Origin of the sequence: Enterobacter sp. 2VL (genome assembly GCF_005503595.1) — a bacterium.
Taxonomy (GTDB): domain Bacteria; phylum Pseudomonadota; class Gammaproteobacteria; order Enterobacterales; family Enterobacteriaceae; genus Enterobacter; species Enterobacter cancerogenus.
Map to the genome: position 1 here is coordinate 516,811 of NZ_SCNE01000001.1, position 17,856 is coordinate 534,666.

Consider the following 17,856-nt stretch of genomic DNA (forward strand, 5'->3'; position numbering starts at 1 on the left):
CGACTTTTAGTGCGTTATGATCCGCTCTGCTCGGACCACACGATTTCCTTCGATGAGCATCACTTTCGGCACGGTTATATTTTGCGTCACCTAAAAATTGCAGGTAGGATGCCACGCCATGTTTTGCCTTATCCATACGCAGAATGACTGGAAAGGCGGCATGTGCCTGCGCAGAAGCAATCGTTTGTGTCGCTCTCTGCCAGACAGGACTATCACGTTAATGGTTCAGACAGGTAAACAGGTAACTCAATGAAAACAAGCAATAAAAGCGCGGCCGAACATCACGCTGCGAAACGTCGCTGGTTGAACTCTCACGAAGAGGGCTACCACAAGGCGATGGGCAACCGTCAGGTTCAAATGATTGCCATCGGCGGCGCTATTGGTACGGGTCTGTTTTTGGGTGCTGGCGCACGTCTTCAGATGGCTGGCCCTGCTCTCGCACTGGTTTATCTGGTGTGCGGGATCTTCTCTTTCTTCATACTCCGCGCGCTGGGCGAACTGGTACTGCATCGCCCTTCCAGCGGCAGTTTCGTCTCTTACGCCCGCGAATTCCTCGGTGAAAAAGCCGCCTACGTGGCGGGCTGGATGTATTTCGTTAACTGGGCGATGACCGGGATCGTGGATATCACCGCGGTTGCGCTGTACATGCACTACTGGGGCGCGTTTGGCGACGTACCGCAGTGGGTCTTTGCCCTCGGCGCGCTGGCGATTGTCGGTACCATGAACATGATCGGCGTGAAGTGGTTCGCCGAGATGGAGTTCTGGTTTGCGCTGGTGAAAGTGCTGGCGATCGTTATCTTCCTGGTGGTCGGTACGGTGTTCCTCGGCACGGGTAAACCCCTGGATGGCAACGCCACGGGCTTCCACCTCATCACCGATAACGGCGGCTTCTTCCCGCACGGCCTGCTGCCCGCACTGGTGCTGGTTCAGGGCGTGGTGTTCGCCTTTGCTTCTATTGAGCTGGTCGGCACCGCCGCAGGCGAATGTAAAGATCCGCAGACCATGGTGCCAAAAGCGATCAACAGCGTGATCTGGCGTATTGGCCTGTTCTACGTTGGCTCCGTGGTGCTGCTGGTACTGCTGCTGCCGTGGAATGCCTATCAGGCGGGACAAAGCCCGTTTGTGACCTTCTTCTCTAAGCTCGGCGTGCCGTACGTGGGCAGCATCATGAACATCGTGGTACTGACCGCCGCCCTTTCCAGCCTGAACTCCGGCCTCTACTCGACTGGCCGTATTCTGCGCTCGATGTCCATGGGCGGCTCCGCGCCGAAATTCATGTCGAAGATGAGCAAGCAGCAGGTGCCGTACGCCGGTATCCTCGCCACGCTGGTGGTGTATGTCTTTGGCGTGTTCCTGAACTATCTGGTGCCGTCTCAGGTGTTTGAGATTGTCCTGAACGTGGCCGCGCTGGGCATCATCGCCTCCTGGGCCTTTATCGTGGTTTGCCAGATGCGTCTGCGCAAAGCGATTAAAGAAGGGAAAGCCGCCGAGGTGAGCTTTAAGCTGCCGGGGGCACCGGTAACATCCTGGCTGACCCTGCTGTTCCTGTTCAGCGTGCTGGTGCTGATGGCGTTTGACTACCCGAACGGTACATACACCATCGCGACCATTCCTGTGTTAGCCGTTGTACTGATTGTCGGCTGGTTTGGCGTGCGTAAGCGCGTTAACGAAATTCACAGCACCGCGCCGGTTCATCATGATGATGATCAGCATGACCGCCCGCTGGTTGAAGAGACGTCACGATAATAAAAAAGCCGGGTGGCGGCTTCGCCTTACCCGGCCTACGTTTCACGGTTTTGTAGGCCCGGTAAGCGCAGCGCCACCGGGCAATACCCACATTACAGCGCGATACGAATGACATCGTCAGGCTGGGTTGCTTCCTGCTGACGAGTCGATTTCTGCTTCACCGTCACATACAGCGTTTTACCGTCGGCAGACAGCGCCAGGCTGTTCGGGTAGACCGGCGTATCATAGGTTTTTGTCACTTTGTAGGTTTTCGCGTCAATCACACTGACCTTGCCCGCTTCGCGATGGGTCACGTACGCCTCATTGCGCGCCGGGTTGAACAGCACCGCCAGCGATTCCGGCGCGGCGATTTTCTCGACAACGCTTCCGTCTTTCAGGCTCACCACCAGCACTTCAGGCTGCTTTGAATCAGTCACAAACGCGCGTTGGCCTGCGGTATCAAGACTCAGATTCAGATAGAAGTGTTCTTTGCCGTCGTCCTGCAACTTCTTACGGCTCAGGATTTTGTTGGTCGCGGTATCAATCGTCAGCAGTTCGCCGTCGCCATTAGTGGTGTACAGACGTTTCGCCTGCGCATCCAGCGCCAGGCCAGTACCGTAAGTGCCCGTATTGGCGATGGTCTCTTTCAGTTTCAGCGTGGCGCCGTCGACTACCCAGATCACGCTCTCTTTGCCGACACCGGTGATGTAAACGGTATGGGTGGTGTCATCGGCAACCAGCTGGCGCGGCTGAAGCGGTTTAACCGTTTCGCTACGCTTGCGGTCATCCAGCACCAGACGCCCTTTCACGTCGCCCGTTTTCGCGTCAATGGCCGTCACGGCGCTACTGGTGGTGTTGCCGAACCACAGGGTCTGGGTGGATTTGTCGAAGGTGGCGCCAAACGGTTTGAGATCGTTATGAATGGCCTGCGTCACTTCCAGCGTAACCGGATCCAGTCGATAGACCACGCCGCCCTTGTCGAGCTTGCGGCTTTGCGACGTCGCAACCCACAGCGCATTCTCCTGCTGGCTCACCGCCATTTCGTAAGCACCCTTACCCACAGCCTTACGCAGCATGTCGTCGGCGGCGTGCGCCTGGAACGCTCCGGCAAGGAGTAACGAACTTAACAGCAGAGAATTTTTCAGGCGCGGTGAGCACAGATGACGTAAAGACATAACAATTCCTTTTTAAAAGAGAGTGTGTACTGCTGACATCGCTTCCGGGAGACAAAGTCGTGGCTTTGTCCATTTTTAATGAGAATAGTAATCATTAATTTGTTAAATGTGGAGTTTTTCTTTCCTCTCTGCCCTTCCATTAACGCAACGTGCGGTTATAGTTTTCAAAAGATTTACAAAAGATTTAACATGTATGCACATGTTCCATTTGGTTCGTTTTCTTTCATAACCGGTTTATTTCATGAAAATCATTTCTGCCCGTAGGGCAACGCTCCCGCTGTTGTTGGTTCCCGTCACGTTTGGCCCGCTGAGCGCCGTGGCCGCAGAGGAACAGACCATGATCGTCAGCGCGACCCCGCAGACCGTCTCCGAGCTTGATACGCCTGCTGCCGTAAGCGTGGTGAACGGCGATGATATGCGTCACGCCGCGCCGCGCATTAACCTGTCTGAATCGCTCGGCAGCGTGCCGGGGCTACAGGTTCAGAACCGTCAGAACTATGCGCAGGATCTTCAGCTTTCGATGCGCGGCTTTGGCGCACGCTCAACGTTCGGCGTGCGTGGCATCCGCATGTATGTGGACGGTATTCCGGCAACCATGCCCGACGGTCAGGGCCAGACCTCAAACATCGATCTCTCCAGCGTGGAGAGCGTTGAAGTGCTTCGCGGCCCCTTTTCGGCCCTGTACGGAAACGCCTCTGGCGGCGTCATTAATATCAACACCCAAACCGGACAGCAGCCGCCAACCATTGAAGCCAGCAGCTACTATGGCAGCTACGGTACCTGGCGCTACGGCATGAAGGCGACCGGCGCAATGGGCGACGGGACGCATGCGGGCGATGTGGATTACACCGTCTCAACCACCCGCTTCACCACCAAAGGCTATCGCGACCACAGCGGCGCGCGCAAAAACCTTGCCAACGCTAAACTCGGCGTGCGCATTGATGACGTCAGCAAGCTGACGCTGATCTTTAACAGCGTGGACATGAAAGCCAACGATCCGGGCGGGCTGAGCTATCAGGAGTGGCAAAACGATCCGCGCCAGTCTCCGCGCGGCGATGCGTTTAACACCCGCAAGACCATCAAGCAGACCCAGGCAGGGCTGCGCTATGACCGTCAGCTGAGCGAGCAGGACGATCTCAGCGTGATGATGTACGCCGGTGAGCGCGAGATGACGCAGTATCAGTCGATTCCTTACCAGCCGCAGCTGAGGCCCACCCACTCCGGCGGCGTGATTGATATGCAGCGCCACTATCAGGGCATCGATACCCGCTGGACCCACCGCGGTGAACTGCTGGTGCCGGTCACCTTTACTACCGGCCTGAACTACGAAAACCTCAGCGAAGATCGCCGCGGCTACGAGAACTTCGTGATGCATAACGGCGTGCCGGATTACGGCGTCAAAGGCGACAAGCGCCGCAACGAACGCAATTTAATGTGGAACGTTGACCCTTACCTGCAAACCCGCTGGCAGCTAACGCAGAAACTCTCGGTGGATGCGGGCGTGCGCTACAGCTCGGTCTGGTTCGACTCAAATGACCACTATGTTACCCCGCAAAACGGCGATGACAGCGGTGACGCGAGCTACCACAAATGGCTCCCGGCTGGTGCGGTGAAATACGCCGTGACCGACGCGTGGAACCTGTATGCCGCAGCCGGTCGTGGCTTTGAAACGCCGACCATCAACGAGCTTTCCTATCGTCCGGATAACCAGGGTGGGCTGAACATTGGTCTGCAACCCTCAACCAACAACACCTATGAAGTGGGCAGTAAAACCCGCATTGGCAATGGCTTGCTGACGGCGGCGCTGTTCCGCACCGACACCGACGATGAGATCGTGGTGGATTCCAGCGCGGGCGGGCGCACCAGCTATAAAAATGCCGGTAAAACCCGACGTCAGGGTGTGGAGGTTTCGCTCGACCAGCAGTTCGCCGAAAACTGGAAGCTGAAAATGGCGTGGACGTATCTCGATGCCACCTACCGCACTAACGTGTGCAGCGAGGGAGACTGTAACGGCAACCGGATGCCGGGGATCGCCCGTAATATGGGTTACGCCGCGTTCGGCTGGCAGCCGGAGGATGGCTGGTACGCCGGTACCGACGTGCGGTATATGAGCGATATTATGGCGGACGACGAAAACACAGCGAAAGCGCCATCGTATACGGTCGTCGGGTTGAACACCGGGTATAAGTTTAACTACGGTAACTGGGGTATGGACCTCTTTGGTCGCATCGACAACCTGTTCGACAAAGAGTATGCCGGATCGGTGATCGTCAATGAATCTAACGGTCGTTATTACGAACCTGCTCCGGGCCGTAACTATGGCGTCGGACTGTCGGTGTCTTACCGGTTTGAATAAGTAACAAGTCGGCCTCGCCAGTTAACCTGCGTTATTGGCGAGCCTGATTTTCGAATGGATTTAGAAATGCGTATTCCCGGTGGCGAAATGCCCCGGGAATTATTCATCAAATAAATGCTATGAATAAAAAATAGACTCCTTACCCGATAATTCCCTAGCTAAAATATTGCCGTTGTAAAAGTGTATCCGCTTCATCAATCAATTTATCGATCGCTTTTTGGCTGGCGACGACATCTTTTTGCTCAAGGGCGTCAAGCAGCTCCGCATAGTGGTAGGTCTCAACCGGAACGTCCTTCAGCTCGTCATGCAAATAGTTAATGCACGGCCCAATGCGCACCCACAGTTGCTCGATGAGCGCGCTCAGCGTTGGCATTTCAGCATACTGATAAAGACTGAAACGAAATACGCGGTTGGCGTGCAGGGCCCGCTGCACATTGCCCTGCCGCATGGCCTCATGAAAAGCTTCAGACAATTCACGTAACGCATTCACTTTGGCTTCAGACATGTGGCCGCAGGCAGCAGCGACAGCCATCGGCTCCAGCTGCTTTCTGATGGTATTGATCTCTTTGTAGCGTTCGAGTGTCACTTCCGGCACCAGAAAAGCCTGTGCTGGCGTGGCATGCAGTGCCCCTGCGGAGACCAGCCGCAAAAGCGCCTCACGCACCGGCGTAATGCTGGTGCCTAATTTATCTGCAATTTCTTTGGTAATCAGCCGTGCACCAGGTTTCAGAGAGCCGGTAATTAATGCCCCTTTCAAACTGATCTCAACTTGCATAGTCAGACTGATTCGTTGTGCCTTTTCTAAATGATCCAAATCAAGCATATTCACTTCCCGTAGCCAAAACAAAATGCTCTTTGCAGCGGCCGTTAAAAAACGCCGCCGGGTTGATATATCCTGTATCGTTATGCCTGGTATTGGGAGATGCGCATAAACGCAAATACTGCAAACGGTATTTTTTATCACGGTCGGGCCGTCTATGCTGATGGCGCCGATCGCTATGCTGTTTAATTAAAGACAATATATCGTATCTTCACAAATGATTATGGCGGGAAACCCCGCCATGAACGATTTATTTGTTATCAGCCGCCACGCGTATCACGACTTTGCCGAAGTTTTTCCCTTCAAGCAGGCCGATTAATGCCTGAGGTGCGTTTTCCAGCCCATCCGTGACCTGCTCACGATAATGGATTTTGCCCTCCTGCACCCAGCGGCCCATCTGCGCCTGAAACTCGTCGATACGATCACCATAGTCCTGGGCGATGATGAACCCCTGCATGCGAATGCGTTTCTTGAGGAGTGTGCCCATCAGCAGCGGCAAACGATCGGGGCCGTCCGGCAGGTCGGTAGCGTTATAGCCGCTGACCAGGCCGCAAATCGGCACGCGAGCGGAGGTGTTCAACAGCGGCAATACGGCATCAAAGACTTTACCGCCGACGTTCTCATAGTAGACGTCGATGCCGTCCGGGCAGGCATCGGCCAGCTGCTGCGCAAAGTCATCCGCATGGTGATCGATACACTTGTCGAATCCCAGAACCTCGACCGCATGACGGCATTTTTCCTCGCCACCGGCTACGCCCACGACGCGGCACCCTTTGATTTTACCGATTTGCCCGACCGTCGCGCCGACAGGCCCGGTTGCTGCGGCCACCACCAGGGTTTCGCCGGATTTGGGCTGACCGATATCCAGCAGTCCCATATAGGCAGTAAAGCCCGGCATACCCAGGATACCCAGCGACCACGAAGGATGCGAAGGGTTGTCACCCAGTTTCACCAGGTCCTTTCCGTCGGACAACGCATGGGTTTGCCAGCCACTGTAGCCGAGCACCCACTCGCCGGGTTTGAAATCGGGATGGTTTGACCGCTCAACGCGGCTGACCGTTCCCCCCACCATCACCGCCCCAATCTCAACGGGTGGCGAATAGGATGGCGCATCGCTCATGCGTCCACGCATATACGGATCGAGTGACAGCCACTCGGTGCGCAACAGCACCTGGCCCTCTCCCGGCTCGGGAATGGGCTGTTCCTCTAAACGAAAATTCTCTGGCGTCGGTGCGCCATGCGGGCGAGACGCCAGTACCCAGCGACGATTTTGCATTGCAGATTGACTCATAGATCGCTCCTCATTTGTGCAAATGTCCTGCGCGGCCCGTCTCGACGGGCCACATGATTGTTACGTTCCGGACTGATTAAGCCTGACCACCAGATACACGCACGGTGCATCGGTCTCGTTGATAAACCGACAGTCGTTTGGCGGCCCCAGCTCCAGGCAATCTCCCGCGTTCATGTCATGGCGGGTGTCCCCCTCCAGAAAGACCAGCTTCCCGGACTGCAGCCAGATCAGCTGGCGCGCCAGCGCGTAGGATGATGCGGGCATGGGCACGTCGCTGCCTGCAGGGAGTTCAACCTGGACGAGATCGATAGGCAGATCGGTTCGCGGTGAGACGTGGCGGCGAAGATAGTGAGTTTGCGGGTCGCGCCATACCGGCTGGTTCGCCAGACGCAGCAGTTTGCCTTCCTGCATTTCGGCGCGGGCAATAAGGGTCGACATGCTGATGCCAAATGCCCCGGACAAACGCGCAAGTAGCGTCGCCGTGGGGCTGCTTTCTCCGCGTTCAATTTTGTGGATCATGGCACGCGACACGCTGGCCCGGTCGGCCAGCTCGCTCAATGACCATCCCCGGGATTCCCGTTCAAGGCGAATTCTGGCGCTAATCCGTTGATTCATATTGTCTGAAATAGTGTTCATGACGTCATACTATAGTGTATGAACAGCATTTCAACGCAGTTTTCATAACAAAAAAATATGGATTATGCCGTAGCGTAGTCACGTCACACTTGTGTAATATCGTGACAATTCTGTACTACTATAGTGAACAACACGCTCAGAGGATTCGCCATGATCGTTCGTCATGCCTGCAAAGAAGATTGCGCCGCCATCGGTGACATCTACAACCATGCGGTACTGCACACCGCTGCTATCTGGAACGACAAAACCGTGGATGTCGATAACCGCATCGCATGGTTTGAAGCGCGGACGCTGGCCGATTTTCCGGTACTGGTCAGCGAGGAGAACGGCACGGTGACGGGCTATGCCTCGTTCGGCGACTGGCGGGCTTTCGAAGGTTTTCGCCATACGGTTGAGCACTCGGTGTACGTTCACCCGGACCATCAGGGAAAAGGGATTGGCCGGGTACTGATGAATGCGCTGATTGATGAAGCCCGCAAAAGGGGCAAACACGTGATGGTGGCGGGAATAGAGACGCAAAACCACGCCTCGATCCATCTGCACGATACGCTGGGTTTTATCACTACCGGGCAAATGCCGCAGGTGGGCACCAAGTTTGGCCGCTGGCTGGATTTAACCTTTATGCAGCTGCAGCTGGACGAGCGCAGCGATCCGGACGCCCTGCCATGAATCAGTCGATTACGCTGGCCTGTCTGGTTGCGGCGGGCATCGGTCTGGTGGTGCAAAATATGCTGATGGTGCGCATCACCCAGTCTTCGTCCACCATCCTTATCGCCATGCTGCTCAATTCGCTGGTCGGTATCGTGTTGTTTGTCAGCCTTTTACTGATTAAGCAGGGTTTTAGCGGATTCAGCGAACTGGCCGCGACGATACGCTGGTGGACGCTGATCCCCGGTTTGCTGGGATCGTTTTTTGTCTTTGCCAGTATCAGCGGATACCAGAACGTTGGCGCGGCAACGACCATCGCCGTGCTGGTAGCCAGCCAACTGATTGGCGGGCTGGTAATGGATATGCTGAAAAGCCACGGGGTCCCGCTGCGCGCCCTGATCGGTCCAGTCTGCGGCGCAGTAATGCTGGTGGTCGGCGCGTGGCTGGTGGCCCGCCGTCAGTTCTGAGTTAAAGGATTGTGCCGCCCTTCGTCAGCTGTTCGAGGCGAGCGTCCATCTCTTCTTTGTGCTGCTTGCCGTGATGGGCAATCGCGGTACGTAACCGCTGCTGCTGGGTGTAGCGATCTTCCCGGCTAAGCTCAGTGTCGTCGCTCAGTTCGATCAAGAGTTCATTCATGTGGGCGATTACGCTCTCCTGTAGAGCGGCATCGACGCGGACAATCACTTCATTTAAATGTGACACTGTCACTCCTTATAATTTGCCGGGTGGCGGCTACGCCTCACCCAGCCTACCCGAGACTTGTAGGCCCGGTAAGCGCAGCGCCACCGGGCAAAATGGTTAATTCAATTTCGCCTTCGAGAAATCGCTGCCCATCAGGCTGACGCTATACCCGGTGACGTTACTGCGGGTGGCATAGAACGTCTTGCCGTTTGCAAGGGCAATCCACGGAGCCTGCTGGTAGAAAATCTCCTGCGCCTGACCATAGAGTTTCGCACGCTCGGTTGGGTCACTGGTTAATTTTGCTTTTTGCACCAGCCCATCATACCCCTTATCACACCAGCGCGCGGCGTTGGATCCGGTTTTGATGCTATTGCAGCCCAGCAGAACGTCCGCGAAGTTATCCGGATCGCCGTTGTCCGACATCCAGCCAAACAGCGCCGAGTCGTGCTCGCCTTTGCGCATACCGGAGAGATACTCGCCCCACTCGTAGGAGACGATTTTGGCCTTCACGCCAACTTTCGCCCAGTCGCTCTGGATCATCTCTGCGATGCGACGCGAATTCGGGTTATAAGGCCGTTGAACCGGCATGGACCACAGCGTCACCTCCGCGCCCTTCTCAAGCCCGGCCTGCTTCAGCAGCGCTTTGGCTTTTTCAGGATCGTAAGCGTAATCTTTCAGGTCGTGATTAAAGCCCATCATGTTCGGCGGGATCGGCGATTTTGCCACCGTACCGGACCCCATAAAGACCGCATTCACGATGGCTTTTTTATCCGTCGCGTAGTTCAGGGCCTGGCGTACCAGCACGTTATCAAAAGGTTTTTTCTCGGTGTTAAACGCCAGATAGCCCACGTTCAACGCATCTACCGAATGCAGCGTCAGGTCTTTGTTTTTCTTGATGACATCAAACTGCACCGGCGACGGCGCAGGGATCACCTGGCATTCATTGGTTTGCAGTTTCGCCAGACGGGTTTCCACGTTAGGCGTGATGGAGAAGATCAGGTGCTTCGTGGGAACCGCGCCATCCCAGTAGTTGGGGTTCGCCACGTAGCGGATCAGCGAATCCACTTTGTACTGCTGGAGAACATACGGGCCGGTACCGATTGGCCAGGTATCGACGTTCTCTGGCGTTCCTTTTTTGAGCATCACGTCCGCATACTCTGCTGACAGAATGGAAGCAAAGTCCATTCCCCAGTCCGCGAGGAACGCCGCGTTTGGCTCACTGAGCGTAAACTGTACGTGATAATCATCGATCTTTTTCACGTCCTGAATCAGCTTATCAAGACCCACGTCGTTAAAGTATTCGTAATTCCCCTGAGAGACATTGTGATACGGATGCTTAGGGTCTTTCTGACGCATGACGGAGAAAATAACGTCATCGGCGTTAAAATCGCGGGTAGGTTTGAAGTATTTGTTGCTGTTGAACTTAACCCCTTTACGCAGCGTAAAGGTATAGGTTTTGCCGTCAGGAGAAATGGTCCATGACTCCGCCAGGGATGGCACCGGCGTATTTTTCACCGGATCAAAGTTAATCAGCCGGTTGTAAAGTACCTGAGAGCTGGCAACGAACGTCGGGCCGGAGCTGGCGATCTGCGGGTTAAACGACTCTGGCGAGGCTTCAGAGCAGTAAATAAGCGTATCGTTATTTGCCGCCCATGCGGCGCTTGCCGGTAAAAGAGTGCTCAGCGCGAGGGCGAGCAGCGTTTTCCCTGTAGACATGGTTATAACCCTTTCGGTTTTATTATTGTGGACAGTAATAACAGCACAGCCGATATCCCCTGGCAAATAACGAAACACTATCAGGTTATTCTAAAGCAGCATTTTTCGCTGATTTTCCAGCCAGCGCAGAGAGTGTGATTTGCCTTAAGTTCCCTTCTTCGTCAAGCACAACCGTTACGAACAATGCCGCAAGAAATCGGCGCTTTTGGCGTCTCCTCTGCCGTTTGCTTGTTTTACCTTTTCGTTAAAGTAACGGTGTGAAGAAGTCTATGGGAACACATCGTGGCAAAAACACTTTTACGCAGCGGTAATCTGGATGATTTTCAGGCCGTTGGCGGCGGCGGACAGGCCGTATTTGAATCAGCGCTGCAAATCCGGGAAGCACTCCGCTTGCGCAAGCAACAGTCGATAGTTGATTGTCTGGCTATCCCGCAGGTCAACGACGGCGGCGATCGCGTTGACTGGTATGCCCCCATTGAGGGAGCGGTGACAAGCTGGAAAGCCGCCGGAGAAGACGACCGGTTTCGCGCCCTGCGCTACCTCGACAGTACGCTGGCGAGCGTGGAGTCGCTGAGCAAAAAGTGTATCCAGTCGCCGAAAACCGCCCAGCAGCTGTTTGGCTCCCTGCTTTCCAAAGCGTTCCAGTTCCCTGGCGAAAACTTTCTGTATCTGGTGGATGGCAAACCGGTGATCTGCTTCTGGGGCTTCGTGAACCTTAACGAAAACGCCCGCGATGATGTGCTGAGCTGCCTGCGCGACGCGCTGATCCCGGAACCGGCCCCGGTGGTCATCGAAGAACCCGAGCCAGAACCGGAACCCGAAGCCGCACCTGTCACGTTCGCCCAAGCCGACGAGCCGCTGATGACTCCCGCCCCGCCCGCTCCCGGCGTACGCATTACGGAAGAGGCGCTCTATGAGCCAGCGCCCGCCCATAAGGTGACGGAACCCGCTGGCGAACCTCCGGCCAAAATCGTGGTAAAAAAACGCCGCGTCCCGCTGTGGTCGCTGCCCGTTGCCGCCGTGATTGTTGCCGCCATCGCCACTCCGCTGCTGTGGCCTGAACAGGCACCTTCAGCCGAACCTGCTCCTGTAGCAGCGCCTGCTGCGGTCGTTATCGCGCCTGCACCGGTAAAAACGGTCGAACCGCTGGCGATGAATTTGCCGCTGCACCAGGCCGTCGTCGTGGCACCACCGGTGAAAGCGCCTGAGCCGGAGCCTGTAGTGATTGCTGCGATCCCGAAAGATGCCATGGTCATGGAGGCCGATCAGGTGAAAGCCGGTTCGACCCGCTTCCTGAACGGTACCTGGCGCGTGATTCTGGACGTGAAAGATCCGATCACCGGCAAGCCGCCCTCGCTGCGCTATCAGATCCAGAACAACAAAGGCACTGCCCGCGTCGTTCACGGGGACAATATTGTCTGTCGCGCGGAGATCTTCTCCGGCTTGCACAGCAACGGTGAACTGATGATCAAAAGCCGCGGCAACGCCCGCTGCACGGATGGTTCGCGTTATCCGATGCCGGAAGTCTCCTGTAAATCCGGCACCAGCGACGTGGCGGAATGCAGCGCCCGATATGATGCCAAAACCGTTGTTCCTTTGACGTTCAAAAAAGCAGGTGCCTGATCCTATGCTGGTAAATCTTTGCGACTACAAACAGAGCGTCACGCTTATTGCTAACAGCGGCGTGCAATTTCTGGATTTTGGTCTGACGCCCCAGGACACCGCCAGCACCGGGCGGTTTGTCCGCAAAACCGCCAACGGCCCTCTGCTGCGTCTTGATTACGATCTGGTCAATGGCCGCTACACGCTTCCGGCGACGGGCGGCGGCCAGCCAGAAGTCCTGAAGCCCGAGAGCACCATTACGCTGCACCAGTCCCTTGCTGTGCTGGACGGCGTCTGGCTTCCACTGCCGTTTCTGCGCTTTAACCCGCCGCGCACCTTTGTAGAGGGGCCTGATAACTGGGCACGCGTGCAGATCCGCAAACTAACTGCACCAGATTCGGCAGGCAATACGCACCGCGTCACCCTGGCGCTCGACAGCCAGATTGCGGAGCATGCCACCGCCGCACTCTCCCCCGTTGAAAACGATATTCTGAACGGCACGCGATTTGCGCTGGCCTGGCGCGATAGCGAAGTCGAAAGCTTCCTCGACCAGACCTGGATCGACGGCTGGCTGCGCGAAGCCTTTAGCCAGTACGCGATGGAAGTTGAAAACCGCGCCGAGCGCGATCTGCATCAGGCCATGCGCAGCTTTGAATACCAGGCGCACTGGCTGAACCTGCTGACGCTGCTCGGCGAGCAGCTTACCGTGCCCGAGGTGAAATTTGTCACCCATACGCTCAGCACCCCGGCGATCCCCGTCGACCTGATCCTCGACGTGGGAAACACCCATACCTGTGGCGTTATTATCGAAGATCATGGCGATGCCAATGACGGCCTGCGTCAGACCGCCGAGTTGCAGGTGCGTTCCCTGAGCGAACCGCAGTTCCTTAACGATCCGCTGTTCACCAGCCGCCTGGAGTTTTCAGAGGCCCGCTTTGGCAAACAGCACTTCTCGGTTGAAAGTGGCCGCGAGGATGCCTTTGTCTGGCCCTCTATCGTTCGCGTGGGCGACGAGGCCCGTAAGCTGGCGATGCAGCGGCTGGGCACCGAGGGCAACAGCGGCATTTCCAGCCCGCGCCGCTACCTGTGGGATGAAACCCCGGTTGTGCAGGACTGGCGCTTTAGCCAGATGAACAGCAAAACGCAGCGGGAACCCCTGGCGACGGCGTTCCCGCTGATGAACCTGATGAACGACGACGGCGAACCGCTCTTTACGCTGCCGCAGGATGAACGGCTGCCGGTTTTCTCGCCGCAGTACAGCCGCAGCACCCTGATGACGCATATGCTGTGTGAACTGCTGGCGCAGGCGCTGGGACAGATTAACAGCGTCGCCACCCGCCTGCGCCTTGGCTTCCCGGCTTCGCCGCGCCAGCTGCGCACCCTGATCCTCACCCTGCCGTCGGCCATGCCGAAACAGGAGCGTGAGATCTTCCGCCGTCGCATGTTTGAAGCGATCGCCATCGTCTGGAAAGCGATGGGATGGCACCCGCAGGACGACGATTTTGCCAGCCGTAAACAGCAGGAAAAAAGCGTTGTGCCGGTTCCTGAAATCCAGATGGAGTGGGATGAGGCGAGCTGTGGTCAGCTGGTGTGGCTTTACAACGAAGCGATTTCTCATTTTGGCGGACAGACCGAAGCCTTTTTCGCTTCGCTTGCTCGTCCCGATCGTGAACCGCAGCCTGGCGTTGAGCCTGGTCGGGCGCTGCGCGTCGCCTCTATCGACATTGGCGGCGGCACGACCGATATGGCCATTACCCACTATCAGCTCGACGACGGCTCGGGTAACAACGTCAAAATTACCCCTCAGCTGCTGTTCCGTGAAGGGTTCAAGGTCGCCGGGGATGACACCCTGCTGGACGTTATCCAGCGCTATGTCCTTCCCGCACTGCAAACCCAGCTGCAAAAATCAGGAATGGCGGACGCGTCCCTGCTGATGGCTTCGCTGTTCGGGGATTCAGGCCGTATTGATACCCAGGCCGTGCTGCGCCAGCAAACCGCCCTTCAGCTCTTTATGCCTTTGGGGCACGCGATTCTGGCGGCGTGGGAATCGAGCGATATCGACGATCCGCTGGCCGGGCTGCACGCCACTTTTGGCGATCTGCTCCCGCAGAAGCCTACGCGCAACGTGATGAACTATCTGCAACAGGCCATCGACCACGCCCTGCCAGCAGGGTCCGACGCGTTCGACCTGTTCGCGGTTCCGCTGCACGTCAATTTCCGGGAAATGCAGGACGCGATGCTGGCGGGCCAGTTCACGCTGGCGGCACCGCTTCATGCGGTGTGTGAAGCGATCTCGCATTACAGCTGTGACATTTTGCTGATCACTGGCCGTCCGGGTTGCCTGCCCGGCGTTCAGGCGTTAATCCGCCACCTGCAGCCGGTGCCGGTAAACCGCATCGTCTGGCTGGATAAGTACCAGGTTCACGAGTGGTATCCCTTCAGCCAGCAGGGGCGCATTGGCAATCCGAAATCAACCGCTGCGGTGGGGGCGATGCTATGCAGCCTGGCGCTTGATCTGCGCCTGCCGCGCTTTAACTTCAAAGCGGCTGACATCGGTGCGTACTCCACCGTGCGTTATCTGGGCGTACTGGACAACACGGTGAATACCCTGCGCGACGAGAACGTCTGGTATCAGGAGGTCGATCTTGATAAGCCGGGTGCCAGACTCGACGCGCGGCTTCACTTCCCGCTGCGCGGAAACGTCACCCTGGGCTTCCGCCAGCTGGCAAACGCCCGCTGGCCGGCCACGCCGCTGTACACCCTGAGCATCAACTCTGCCGAACTGGCAAAAGCCATTGCCGGCGACGGCGTGCTGAACGTGCGCCTCAAACTGCGCGGCGGCGGCAAGCATGAAGGCCCGGAATCGTTCGAGCTGAGCGACGCGTGGCTGCAGGACGGCACGCCCGTTCCGCCAGATGCCTTAACGTTTAAACTGAATACCCTGGCCGATCGCCGTCATAGCGGTAGCCATTACTGGATCGACAGCGGGAGCGTATACCTGAAATGACTGCGACGACGACCACCACTCAGGCCCTGATCGGGTGGATTAACGAGACGCGCCAACATGCCCCGATGCTGGATAACGATGCGGATGCGCTGCTGGCGCGACTGAATGCAGCCCAGGCGCGTGAACAGGCGATTGACCGCGCGCTGGCAAGCCAGAGCAGCATTGGCCTGTACGGTCATTCGCAGGCGGCGAAAGCGCACCTGCTCACCTCGCTGTGCGGCAGCGGTAGCGGCCGAATGAACGTGTCCCTTGGGCAGCGCACGTTCGACTATTTTTCGCATATTAACCCGGGCCACGGCCTGACCAACATGGCCGTTCGCTTTACGAAAAAGCACCCTGACATTGCGGATGACGCCTTCCCGCTGCGTCTGAGCCTGGTCACGGAAGCGGAACTGGTACAGCTGTTTATCGCACGCACTCTCCTTCATCCGCAGATCCGCCCGGTGGAGAAATCGGTTATCGAGGCCCGGCTTGAAAAATGGCGCGCGCTTCGCCAGCCGCAGGGTGTGCCGGGAATGAGCGCGCAGGAAGTGGGAGCTATCGCCCGCTTCTGGCAGAACGCGGTACCGGGTGCGAAACAACAGATTGATGACGCGCTCTGGCATCAGTTTGCCACGCTTGTGCCTTCCCTCGATCTCAGCACTCGCGCCAGCGTCTGGTCGCTGCTGTGGGGCGAACAGCAGGAGTTAACCCAGCAGTGGCTGAGGTTTGCGCATGTGCTGCATCAGACCAGCCATGCGCGCGAGCTTGCTGCCCCGCTGAGCCTGCTGGTGGATAACTTCGGTCTGCCGTGCGAAGGGTTTCTCACCCACACCGCCCTGACCTCACCCGACGCGCAGGAAGCGTTGCTACACCCGCTCAGCCACGGCGACATGCTTAACGCCATCAGCATTCCCGTCGACGTGCTGGCGTTTTTGACCCGCGAGCTGGTGCTGCCCGTTGAGCACGGCGTGCTGGACGATGTCGATCTGATTGATATTCCGGCGTTCACCACGGATGAGACGCCGCTGCTGAGGCAGGCCAAGCGCCAGTGGTTGCTCGATCACTATCGCCAGCAGCTGCAGCCTGATGTCCTGGTTGTCTGCAACGCGACGGCCCGACACGATCAGACGGCCCATACGGCCAACGTGCTGCTGAACTGGGTGCAAGAAACCCAGTCAGCCGACGCGTCGGCCCTGCCGGGGCTGGTGTGGGCCATTACGCCGCATGACGCGCGGTTTACCACCAAACACAATCTCGACGAGGCGGTGCAACAGCTGCTGGGTCAACCGGGTTTGCGCTGGGGAACCCTGCAGGCGCTGGATAGCCACAGCATGCAGCGCGTGGTGGAGTGGCTGTCGCAAGCCACCCTGCCTGCTCAACGTCAGAAACGCCTGCGCGCATTACACTCATCGCTACAGCACGCGCTGGCGGCGCTGATGCAGCCCTGGCTTGCGCCGTTGACGCAAACACCCGAGGCCAGACGCGCGCAGGCCGAAAACATGGTCCGCACCCTGCAGGGCAGTGCCGCCCGCCATGGTGAACTGCTGGAGGGTTTACTTCCTCCGTTAAGCGCGTTTGAGACGCTGCTGGCCGTTCAGCAGCCGCGTGAAGAACAGGTCAACGGCTTGTTTACCGATACGATCGATCTCTTCGCGGATAATACCCAGGAAAGCACCGGGACGTTCCAGACCAAAGACAAGGCGCGTCTGGCGCATAAAGTCTGGATCAACCACCTGCGCCAGTGGAGTCGCAATGAGGCCGCCGCTGCCCGTCTGGGCCTGGAGCCTGCGGTTCTGCAGCAGGTGGCGGACGTTCTGGTCGTCGCCAGCTATCGCCTGGATCTGCCTGCGCAAGTGCAGAATATTGTCGAGGGGGATAAAAGCAGCGCAGCGCAGCTTCATGCCGTAATGGGGAATTTCGTGGGCTGGCTGGGGTATGAAAAGACGCCTGTCGCCGAACGTCCGGCCAGCCGCCTGCGTAAAGGCCAGGCGATCTTCGTGACACCGGTGGTCAGCAGCGACACGCCAAGGCTCACGCGTCTGGGCGAGCAGCCCGTGCATGCCGCTACGGTCTACGTGTACGACTGGCTGGTTGCCCTCTACAGCCGGGCGATTGAGAACATCGAGTATCATCATCCCCACGACGTTCAACCCTGTGCAAGAAAGGCGTTGCAGAGGCTGTTAGGCTAACCTTTCACGGCCCGCAGCAGTGCGGGCT

At 57.4% G+C, this 17,856-nt stretch carries 13 protein-coding genes; 7 read left to right on the forward strand and 6 right to left on the reverse strand.

Going from position 1 to position 17,856, the window contains the following annotated elements; translation table 11 throughout:
• The first annotated feature begins 249 nt into the window (after nucleotides 1–249).
• Entirely contained in the window at nucleotides 250–1,746 is a 1,497-nt protein-coding gene (ansP, locus tag FFS28_RS02440; RefSeq protein ID WP_137848666.1) for an L-asparagine permease, read from the forward strand.
• Nucleotides 1,747–1,838: 92 nt separating this feature from the next.
• Here the strand turns inward: ansP and yncE are convergent, their stop codons facing one another.
• The gene (gene yncE / locus FFS28_RS02445) at nucleotides 1,839–2,900 is read right to left on the reverse strand and encodes a 7-bladed beta-propeller protein YncE (RefSeq protein ID WP_088209161.1); all 1,062 of its coding nucleotides are present in this window, start codon (nucleotides 2,898–2,900) and stop codon (nucleotides 1,839–1,841) included.
• Between the two features lie 241 nt (nucleotides 2,901–3,141).
• Here yncE and pqqU point away from each other — a divergent pair, with 241 nt between their 5' ends.
• The gene (gene pqqU / locus FFS28_RS02450; RefSeq protein ID WP_137848667.1) at nucleotides 3,142–5,256 is read left to right on the forward strand and encodes a TonB-dependent receptor PqqU; all 2,115 of its coding nucleotides are present in this window, start codon (nucleotides 3,142–3,144) and stop codon (nucleotides 5,254–5,256) included.
• 154 nt (nucleotides 5,257–5,410) lie between these two features.
• Here the strand turns inward: pqqU and FFS28_RS02455 are convergent, their stop codons facing one another.
• From FFS28_RS02455 to FFS28_RS02465, 3 genes are all read right to left on the reverse strand, one after another.
• Entirely contained in the window at nucleotides 5,411–6,079 is a 669-nt protein-coding gene (locus FFS28_RS02455; protein ID WP_058608728.1) for a GntR family transcriptional regulator, read from the reverse strand.
• 247 nt (nucleotides 6,080–6,326) lie between these two features.
• A complete protein-coding gene (gene curA, locus FFS28_RS02460; RefSeq protein ID WP_137848668.1) occupies nucleotides 6,327–7,367 on the reverse strand; it encodes an NADPH-dependent curcumin/dihydrocurcumin reductase in 1,041 nt (346 codons plus the stop codon).
• Nucleotides 7,368–7,427: 60 nt separating this feature from the next.
• A complete protein-coding gene (locus tag FFS28_RS02465; protein WP_137848669.1) occupies nucleotides 7,428–8,003 on the reverse strand; it encodes a helix-turn-helix domain-containing protein in 576 nt (191 codons plus the stop codon).
• A 150-nt stretch (nucleotides 8,004–8,153) separates the two neighbouring features.
• Between FFS28_RS02465 and FFS28_RS02470 the strand changes: the two genes are divergently transcribed.
• Nucleotides 8,154–8,672 (forward strand): GNAT family N-acetyltransferase, encoded by a 519-nt coding sequence (locus FFS28_RS02470; RefSeq protein WP_137848670.1) that lies wholly within the window; start codon nucleotides 8,154–8,156, stop codon nucleotides 8,670–8,672.
• Entirely contained in the window at nucleotides 8,669–9,118 is a 450-nt protein-coding gene (locus FFS28_RS02475) for a DMT family transporter (protein WP_137848671.1), read from the forward strand. The genes FFS28_RS02470 and FFS28_RS02475 overlap by 4 nt, the downstream gene beginning before the upstream one ends.
• Nucleotide 9,119: 1 nt before the next feature.
• Here FFS28_RS02475 and FFS28_RS02480 read toward each other — a convergent pair whose 3' ends face one another.
• Entirely contained in the window at nucleotides 9,120–9,353 is a 234-nt protein-coding gene (locus FFS28_RS02480) for a YdcY family protein (protein WP_137848672.1), read from the reverse strand.
• A 96-nt stretch (nucleotides 9,354–9,449) separates the two neighbouring features.
• On the reverse strand, nucleotides 9,450–11,048 hold the full coding sequence (locus FFS28_RS02485) for an ABC transporter substrate-binding protein (protein WP_137848673.1): 1,599 nt from the start codon (nucleotides 11,046–11,048) through the stop codon (nucleotides 9,450–9,452).
• Nucleotides 11,049–11,330: 282 nt separating this feature from the next.
• Here FFS28_RS02485 and FFS28_RS02490 point away from each other — a divergent pair, with 282 nt between their 5' ends.
• The 3 genes from FFS28_RS02490 to FFS28_RS02500 are packed head-to-tail and all read left to right on the forward strand — an operon-like array spanning nucleotide 11,331 to nucleotide 17,828.
• Nucleotides 11,331–12,671, forward strand: a complete 1,341-nt coding sequence (locus tag FFS28_RS02490) for an SrfA family protein (protein WP_137848674.1) — start codon at nucleotides 11,331–11,333, stop codon at nucleotides 12,669–12,671.
• A 4-nt stretch (nucleotides 12,672–12,675) separates the two neighbouring features.
• Entirely contained in the window at nucleotides 12,676–15,657 is a 2,982-nt protein-coding gene (locus FFS28_RS02495; RefSeq protein WP_137848675.1) for a virulence factor SrfB, read from the forward strand.
• A complete protein-coding gene (locus tag FFS28_RS02500) occupies nucleotides 15,654–17,828 on the forward strand; it encodes a virulence factor SrfC family protein (protein WP_137848676.1) in 2,175 nt (724 codons plus the stop codon). Before FFS28_RS02495 ends, FFS28_RS02500 begins: the two co-directional genes overlap by 4 nt.
• Nucleotides 17,829–17,856: the final 28 nt, after the last annotated feature.